Source organism: Kitasatospora purpeofusca (assembly GCF_034043715.1).
Classification (GTDB): domain Bacteria; phylum Actinomycetota; class Actinomycetes; order Streptomycetales; family Streptomycetaceae; genus Kitasatospora; species Kitasatospora purpeofusca_A.
This window is the reverse complement of the sequence record NZ_JAXCLC010000051.1, coordinates 57,505-65,794: the sequence shown is the minus strand read 5'-3', so window position 1 is coordinate 65,794 and position 8,290 is coordinate 57,505. Positions and strand designations below refer to the sequence as shown.

Sequence of the window (8,290 nt, the reverse complement as noted above, 5' to 3'; positions counted from 1 at the left end):
GCACGACGGGGAGCCGGTACGGACGACTCTAGGGAACCGGGGTTCGTCCGCGCCACGCCGTGCGTTCCGGTCAGCTCGTCGCCCGCACCGCGTCCCTGATCAGGTCGGCGACCTGGGTGGGCTCCGACAGGGCGACGGCGTGGGAGGCGTCCGGGAGTTCGACGACGACGGACCCGGCCCGCTCGGCGCCGTAGCGCTGGACCTCCGGGTTGATCGCGCGGTCGGCTCCGGCCACCAGGGCCCAGGACGGCTTGACCTGCCAGGCGGCCACCGAGGCCGCCTCGGTGAAGGCCGCGGCGGCGAGCGGGCGTTGGGCCGCCGCCAGCACCCCGGCGACGTCCTTCGCCACGTCCGCGGCGAAGACCGCGGGGAAGGCCGCTTCGTCGATGGTGACCTCGACCGCGCGGTCGCCGCCGCCGAGCGGGTAGGTCCACGTCCTCAGGTGGCCCGCCAGCGAGGAGTCGGGGAAGCGCTCCTCCAACTCGCCGACGCTCTCGCCTTCGTGGAGCACGTACGCGGCGACGTAGACGAGCCCGACGACGTTCTCCGCGGCGCCGGCCACGGTGATCAGCGCCCCGCCGTAGGAGTGGCCCACGAGCAGGACGGGGCCGGGGATCTGCGAGACGACGGACGCGAGGTAGGCGGCGTCGGAGACGAGGCCGCGCAGGGGGTTCGGCGGGGCGATCACCGGGATGCCGCGGCTGCGCAGTTCCGAGATGACGCCTATCCAGGCCGCTGCGTCGCCGAAGGCGCCGTGGACGAGTACGACGGTGGGGGTCATGGCGGTTCTCTTCTCGGTGTCAGGCCGCGTGCGGGGCGTCGGCGACGGCCGAGGCCGCCAGGGACTGCCATTCGCTCGGGGTCATGCCGTACGCGCCCCTGAAGGTGCGGCTGAAGTGCGAAGGGCTGCTGAAGCCCCAGCGGTGCCCCACCGCTGCCACGGTGAACCGCCGGTTGGACCGGCCCAGTTCGACCCGGCAGGACTCCAGCCGGCGTCGCCGCACCCACTGGCTCACCGTGACGCCCTCGTTCTGGAAGAGCTTGTGCAGGTACCGGACGGAGATGTGGTGGGCGCGGGCGATCGACTCCGGTGAGAGGTCCGGGTCCATGAGGTGCTCCTCGATGAAGCACCGGATCCGGGACAGCATCTCGCCGCCGACCGTCGGCGCCTCGGCCTCCTCGCCCGCCATGCCGGTTTCGAGGAGCTCCATGAGCAGCACCGACAGGAGGTGGACGGCCGTACGGGCGAGTCGGTCCCCGGGCCTGGGGCGGCGGAGATCGGCCTTCTCGGCGAGCGCGGACAGGAAGTCCGACACCAGCGCCCCCAGCCCGTCGTTGCCGCGCACCGGAACACCCACCACCTGGTCCAGCTCCGCTTCCGTGACTCCCAGGTAGCCGCGGGGTACCCGGAAGAAGAGCATCCGGCAGTCGTCGTCGAACCGCAGGAGGTGGCGCCGGGCCGGGTCGCAGAACACCAGGTCGCGGGGCTCCAGGACCGTTCTGACCCCTTCGCGGACGCTGGTCGCCGATCCGCGGACGTGCATGCCGAGATAGAGGAAGGCCCCGTTTCCCTCGCTCGGTATTCCGGAACGCACCTCGACGAGCCATTCGGAAGCGGACACCGGCCGGTCGCCGGCCGGCTGCCGGACCGCCCTTTCGGGCGCGCGTGACATCACTGACTGAGCCATGAGGATTCCAAGCCTTCGGTTCTTCGCGGGAGGGGCGGCCGTACGCACGGCCGTCGGCGTGGACACGGACGGGCCCTAGGCTCTCGGGCCGGATTCCTCGATGAGGAACTCCTCCACCACCGCGTTGAACGCCGCGGGGTTCTCGAGGAACGGGAAATGCGAATTCGCCACGTCGGAGGTGAAGACATGGAGCCGGGCGCCCGGAATCCGCTGGGCGACGAAGCGCTGCGAGTCGGGGCTCACATGACTCCCCTCGCAGCCGATCACCAGGGTCGGCACGTCGATCCGGGGCAGTACGTCGCGCCAGTCCTGGGCGCAGTGGTCGAACAGCAGCGGTACGCCGGCGTAGGCGGGTGTCGAGGTGATCTCCCGTGCGACGAAGGCGAGCACCTCCGGGTCCGGGTCGCCCGAGAACATGCCGCGCACGAAGTCGGCGCGCACCTCGTCACCCCCGGGGGCCGCGAGCGCCGCACCCAGTTCGAGCAGCTGCGACACGTCGAAGATGGCGCCGGACTGCCGCTGCTCCCGCCCGGTCGTCCAGGGCACGGAGGCGACGGCCGCCGGCTGGTCGACGGCGACGAGGCGCCGGATCCGTCCGGTGCCGTACTGGTCGATGAAGCTCCACCACACCGAGACGCCCATCGACCACCCCAGCGCGTCGAAGCGCACCAGCCCGAGGTGGTCGACGAGTTCGAGCACATCGCGGGAGAACCGGGCGATGCGGTAGCCGTGCTTCGGCTTGTCGGACAGCCCGTGGCCCCGGAAGTCGACGGTCACCACACGACGCCCGGGGGACAGGTCCTCGACCTGGTGGCGGAACATCGCCTGCGTCTGGCCCCAGCCGTGGAGCATGACCAGGGGGACGCCCTCGCCACCGGTGTCCCGGTAGGCGAGGCGTGTCCCGTCGGTGGTGATCAGTTCTCTCATGCCCTCTTCCTTGCCTGGTCAGGGGCCTGTCGTCAGCCCCGCGCCGTCTCTCACATCTTCGGTGACGGCCCTTCGTCACCACCACCGCGCGCTGTAGGAATCGGGTCCGAGATCCTCAACGCTTTGTCGCAGGGCGAGGGCCGTCCGGGAGGGCCGGCGCAGGCCGCGGCCGGCCGGATCAGCCCGGATCAGCCCGGATCAGCCCGGATCAGCCCGGAGCAGGCCGCGGCCAGCCGCAGCAGCCCGGATCAGCCCGCCGTGCCCTCGCCCGTGCAGAGGAGTTCCTCGATCCTGAGCCCCAGGTGCAGCGTGAGCCGGTGGCCGCCGTCGTCGAGGTCGAGTCCGGTGATCTCCTGGATCTGGCGCAGGCGGTAGTAGAGCGAGGTGCGGTGGAGCCGCAGCGCCTCGGCGGTCCTGGGGATCGATCCGGCGTGTTCGAGGAAGCAGCGCAGGGTGTCCCGGAGCCGGTCGTCGCCGTGGGCCTCGTTCAGGGTGCGCAGCGGCTCGGGCACGAGGGCGGCGTTCAGCGCGTGCTCGGGGAGTTGGAGGAGAACGGCGAACTCCCCGAGCAGGTCCCAGTCGCCGGTGCTCCGGAGCGAGGGGAGCCGGCGGGCGGCGCGGGCCGCGACGAGGGACTGCTCGTACGACCGCCAGGCGTGCTGCAGGCCCAGGTGCCGGCCGCCGACACCGATGACCGGGGACGTCGACGGTTCCAGGAAGGTGGCGAGTTCCTCGAGGATGCGGGCCGACTGGGCGGCGACCTCGGGCGGGGTGGGTGGCCGCTCCCGCAGTTGCAGCAGGACCGCCCGGTCCTGGTCGACCGCGAGGGCGCCGTGCGCCTGGCGGGTCTGCCGGAAGCCCTCCAGGGCGCCCCACAGGGCGGCCTCGGGCCGCCGGACGAGCTCCGTGCCGCGGCCCAGCCTGACCACGGTGACCAGGACGTGTTCGGCCTTCCCGACCAGCCCGAGTTCCACGGCCCGCCGACGCGCGGCGGTGCGGGTGACGACGTCGGTGTCGACGAGTTCCAGGACCAGGGTCCGCTCCTCGCTCCGCCGGCTGTCGGCGCCGAGCTGCTCGACGTACATCTGCGCCGCCATCAGGCCGGCCGCCCGTCCGATGGCCTCGGTCTCCCTGTCCGCGAGCGCCATGCCGGGCGCCACCACCATGAGCAGCCCCAGGAGGTGTCCGCGCTCGCGCAGCGGCACGACGTAGCGGGGCAGGAGTCCGAGGTCATCACGCCCCTCGATGAATCCGGGTCCGGGCCACTGGGTCACTCCCTGGGCGAGTACGTAGCGGATGGTGGCGTTGTCGGCCCGGCCCTGGAGCAGGGTGCCGATGCGGACGGGGTCCTCGTCGCCGAAGTGGCGGCTCGTGCAGACCACGCGGACCAGCGGATCGTCGATCGCGACGGACCGGCCGAGCTGCTCCGCGAGTTCGTCGACGAGCGCCTGGAGTCCAGGGCTGCCAGGGCGGGCTCGCTGGAGCCTTGCGGTCATGCGCTGTTCCTCTCTCGACCAACTGTTCCCTGCGGAACGCTTCCTTTCCGCAGCTGTTGATCATTTTGAGGAGGCGGCGACGCCGGCACATCGCATGAAGGGTCCATAGGTACGGCTTCGACGGGGGATGCGAAGCAGTCACTCTCCGCTGTCGCGTCTCTCCACCAGTCGGGCCAGCTCCGCGCGGGAGCCGAGGTCGAGCTTGGTGTAGGCCCGGCGCAGGTGCGAGCCCACCGTGTGGGGCGACAGGGAGAGCTCCGCGGCCACCCGGGCGTTCGTCAGCCCCTGCGCCACCAGCCGGACCACCCGGAGTTCGGACGCCGTCAGCTCGGGCCATTCCCCGGCTGTTCCGGCCGGTGCGGGGCGTCGGCGCACCCCGGCGGCCCGCAGGCGCCGGCGGACCCGTGCGACGTGCCGCTCCGCGCCCGACCGGCCGTAGAGGGCGAGCGCCTGCTCCAGGTACGGCACCGCCTCGGGCCCGCGGGTGGTCGCGAGCTTGCGTCCGACGTCCTCCAGCGCCGAGGCCCGGGCGATCGGGCGTGAGCACCCCTCGAACAGCCGGACGGCGCGCAGGAGGTGCGCCAGATCGTTGTCGAGCAGCCCGCGGGCGTGCGCGGCACTGGCGGCGAGGACGGCGAAGTCCGGGTTGCGCGCGGCTCGCCGCTCGGCCACCTCGACGGCCGGGGCGGCCCGCTCGGCTACGCCGGCGCGCAGGGCGGTCCGGACCAGGGCGGGCGTGTCCATCGGGTCGACCGGGCTCACCAGGGCCGGCCGTTCCTCGGCGAGCGCCGTCAGTACCTCGTCGAGTTCCGCCAGGGCGAGGTCGGGCCGGCCGTCGAAGTCCGCCAGCTGCACCAGCATCCAGGCGCCGACGCTCCGGGCGAGCGGTGCGCCCGTACCCCGTACGCGCCGCGCCTGTGCCGCGCACCGCCGGGCGGCCTCGCGGTCGCCGGCGTGGATCGCCACGCGCGTCAGGGTGTACAGGAGCATGAGTTCGGCGAGGTCTCCGCCGTCGAACGCGCCCCTCAGGTCGGCGGCGGCCTCCGCGTCGGCCCGGGCCTCCGCCAGCCGTCCGGCGTCCAGCAGCGCCCGGGCGCGGTGCATGAGCCACAGGCGCGCGGCCACCGACGGGCCCTGGTGGCGGGTGTCGTCGACCCCGGCCCCGGCGAGCGCGAGCGCCTCCGCGGTGCGGCCGGTCACGGTCAGCAGCAGGCACTGCCACAGCGCCTCCGGGATCCAGACGGACGGGGCGATGCCCAGGGCGGCCGCGAGGGCTGCCGCCCGGCTCGCCCGGCGGAGCGCCTCGTTCCAGTCCATCCGGTAGAAGGACAGGGCCGAGTCGACCACCATCACGGTGGCCTGGGCGATGCCGTCCCGGGCCGTGTCGGTGGCCTCCCGCGCCTCGGCGGCCGTCCGCTCCGCGCCCTCGAAATCACCCGCCAGTGACAGGCCCAGGCACAGCAGGGCGAGCAGTCGGGCCCGCAGCGCGGCCGGGATCCCGGGCAGTGCGGCCCCCGCGCGGGCCTGGCGGACGGCCTCGGCGAAGTCGAAGTGGCTGGCGAGCCGCGCCATGGCGAGGCGGATCCGCGCCTCGTCGTCGGGCCCGAGGCCGCCGGCGGCCAGGGCCGCCGCCCCCAGGTCGTGCGCCTGGGCCGGCTGCCCCAGCTGCCAGAGCAGCGGGAGCGTCTCGGCGATGACCCTCGGCCGCTGCGACGGGTCCTCCATGGTGAGCTCCAGCGCTCTGAGGCTGAGCTCCGCCGCCGCTCCGGGCGCGGTGGCCGCGAGCTCGGCCGCGGCGGCGCGCAGCCGTTCGGCGGCCGTCCGGTCGCCGGGCCGCACGCCCGGGGCCGGCGGCGCGTCGGGGTGGGCCGGGGACGCCGCCGGCGCCGGCGGCTCCTCGGCGGCCCGGCTCCGCAGGGTCCGGCGCAGCGCGGGAGGGAGCCCGGCCTCCACGGCGTCACGGACCAGCTCGTGACGGAACGCCAGAAGGTCGCCGCTCTCGACGAGCAGACCGGATTCGAGGCAGTCCTGGATGGCGCTGATCAGTGTCGCCGGTGGTCTGCCGAGCAGCTCGGCCAGCAGCGCCACGGTGACGGGGCGTCCCACCGCGGCCGCGGTTTCGACGAGTTCGCGGGCCGCGGCGGGAAGCCGGGCCAGCCGGCCCGCGACGGACGGCAGCCGGGTGCGGGGGAGGGGTCCGGCCGAGAGCCGCGCCGTGCCGTTCTCGATCGTCACCAGCCCCTCGTCCCGTATCGCGTCGAGCAGTTCCCTGAGCAGCAGCGGCACGCCGTCGGCGCGGCGCGCGACCCGCAGGACGTCCGGGTGGGGAACCGCGCCCAGGACGTCCTCGGTGAGCCGGGCGACCGCCGCGTCGTCGAGTGGTTCCAGGACCAGCTCGTGCGCCCCGGCCTGCCGGATCCGGTCGAGTGTCGTGCGGACCCGGGCAGGCACGCTCCCGTGGCGCACGGCCACCAGCCACAGGATCGGCTGCGCGGCGAGTGCGACCGCGAGGGTGTGGAGGGTGAGCAGCGTCAGTTCGTCGCACCACTGGAGGTCGTCGAGGACGATGAGCAGCGGGCCGCTCCGAGTGGCCTCCCGCAGCCGGTCGCCCAGTTCCTGGAGCAGCCAGAACCGCTGGCCGGGTGCCGCGGCGAGGTCCCGCAGCCGCTCGGCGCCGGCGAGGGGTTGCTCCCCCGCGAACAGGCCGTCCAGCAGCGGGCCGAGCGGCACGAACTGCTCGTCGGGGTCGGCTCCGCCCCGGAACGTCCTGGTCCCGCGCCGTTCCGCGGACGCCGCGGCCTCCACGAGCATCCGCGACCTGCCGATGCCGGCGGGGCCTTCGACGAGGACGACCCCGCCCGCCCCCCGGGCGAGGGCGTCGAGCCGCGCCCGGACGAACGCCAGTTCCCCGTCCCTGCCGCGGACCGGTGTCCCCCCGCCGTGGACATCCCCGGGGGAGGGCCAGGTCGTCAATCGGTCCACACTCACTCCGCCGGCCGGGGCCGTACGGGACGGGGTTCGTCCAACGGCGGTACGGCGGACCAGTATGCGGCACGACGGCTCCGCCCGGGCAGGCGGTGGCCCGGACCGAGCGGTCCCGGCCGGAGCGCGGCTGGGCGGACCGCCGTTCGAGGGGGCTGCCGGACCGCGCGGCGCCGCTGTCCTCGTGCACGCGTCCTGTGGTCGCGGCTCCCGGACCCGCGGGACTCCTGCCGTCCGGCGTCGGCGCCCGCGGCAGCGGGGCCGGTCCGCCGGCTGCCGCGGGCGGGTCACCCCGGGTGAAGGGCCGGGAGCGGCCTCACTTCGCCAGGAACGCGAGGAGCGCGGTGTTGACCTCCTCCGCGTGGGTCCACAGCAGGCCGTGCGGCGCGCCGTCGATCTCGACGTAGTCGGCGGACGGGAGCGCCGTGCGGAAGGGACGCGCGGTGTTCTCGGCGGGGAGGATGCGGTCGGCCGTGCCGTGCAGGATCAGGGCGGGGACGTCGATGGCCGGGATGTCGGCGCGGAAGTCGGTGTACCAGGTCGACGGCGCCGCCGAGGCGGCGAAGGAGCCGCCACCGGCCGCGGCGTTCCAGCTGTTGCGGACGGCCTCCTCGCTGATACGGCTGCCCAGGTTCTCGTCGAGGTTGTAGAAGTCGTTGAAGAAGGCGGTGTAGTACGCGTAGCGGTCGGCCTTCACGGCGGCGACGACGCCGTCGAAGAACTCCTTCGGGGCGACGCCGTCCGGGTTGTCGTCGGTCTTGAGCAGGAAGGGCTCCAGCGAGGCGAGGAAGGCGACCTTGGCGACGCGGGCCGAGCCGTACGCGGAGACGTAGCGGGCGACCTCGCCGGTGCCCATGGAGAAGCCCACGAGGACGGCGTCGTTCAGGTCGAGGGTCTCCATCACGCTGTTCAGGTCGGCCGCGAAGGTGTCGTAGTCGTATCCGGTGGTCGGCTGGGAGGACCGGCCGAAGCCGCGGCGGTCGTAGGTGATGACGCGGTGGCCGGCGTCGAGGAGCGCGGCGCTCTGGCGCTCCCAGGAGTGGCCGTCGAGGGGGAAGCCGTGGATGAGGACGACCGGCTGCCCGGTGCCGTGGTCCTCGTAGTAGAGCTCGACGGCGGTGCTGTTCTCCTGGCCAACGGTGATGTACGGCATGGCTGTTCTTCCTCGCTTCGGGTGGGCTGGTCCGCGCGTCGTGG

General features: G+C 73.9%; 6 protein-coding genes and 1 pseudogene. All 7 read right to left on the bottom strand.

Going from position 1 to position 8,290, the window contains the following annotated elements:
- Positions 1–70: 70 nt before the first annotated feature.
- The 7 genes and pseudogenes from SM793_RS24500 to SM793_RS24475 all read right to left on the bottom strand — a co-directional run bounded on the left by SM793_RS24500 (position 71) and on the right by SM793_RS24475 (position 8,246).
- Positions 71–781, bottom strand: coding sequence for an alpha/beta hydrolase (locus SM793_RS24500; RefSeq protein ID WP_320440447.1), 711 nt, complete (start codon positions 779–781; stop codon positions 71–73).
- A 19-nt stretch (positions 782–800) separates the two neighbouring features.
- The gene (locus SM793_RS24495; RefSeq protein ID WP_320440449.1) at positions 801–1,673 is read right to left on the bottom strand and encodes an AraC family transcriptional regulator; all 873 of its coding nucleotides are present in this window, start codon (positions 1,671–1,673) and stop codon (positions 801–803) included.
- A 90-nt stretch (positions 1,674–1,763) separates the two neighbouring features.
- On the bottom strand, positions 1,764–2,615 hold the full coding sequence (locus SM793_RS24490) for an alpha/beta hydrolase (RefSeq protein WP_320440446.1): 852 nt from the start codon (positions 2,613–2,615) through the stop codon (positions 1,764–1,766).
- Positions 2,616–2,863: 248 nt separating this feature from the next.
- A complete protein-coding gene (locus tag SM793_RS24485; protein ID WP_320440445.1) occupies positions 2,864–4,111 on the bottom strand; it encodes a PucR family transcriptional regulator in 1,248 nt (415 codons plus the stop codon).
- 138 nt (positions 4,112–4,249) lie between these two features.
- The gene (locus tag SM793_RS36485) at positions 4,250–4,855 is read right to left on the bottom strand and encodes a response regulator transcription factor (protein ID WP_413816026.1); all 606 of its coding nucleotides are present in this window, start codon (positions 4,853–4,855) and stop codon (positions 4,250–4,252) included.
- Between the two features lie 1,743 nt (positions 4,856–6,598).
- A pseudogene (locus SM793_RS36480) lies at positions 6,599–7,093 on the bottom strand (ATP-binding protein); the annotation flags it as partial.
- 316 nt (positions 7,094–7,409) lie between these two features.
- A complete protein-coding gene (locus tag SM793_RS24475) occupies positions 7,410–8,246 on the bottom strand; it encodes an alpha/beta hydrolase (protein WP_320440443.1) in 837 nt (278 codons plus the stop codon).
- Positions 8,247–8,290: the final 44 nt, after the last annotated feature.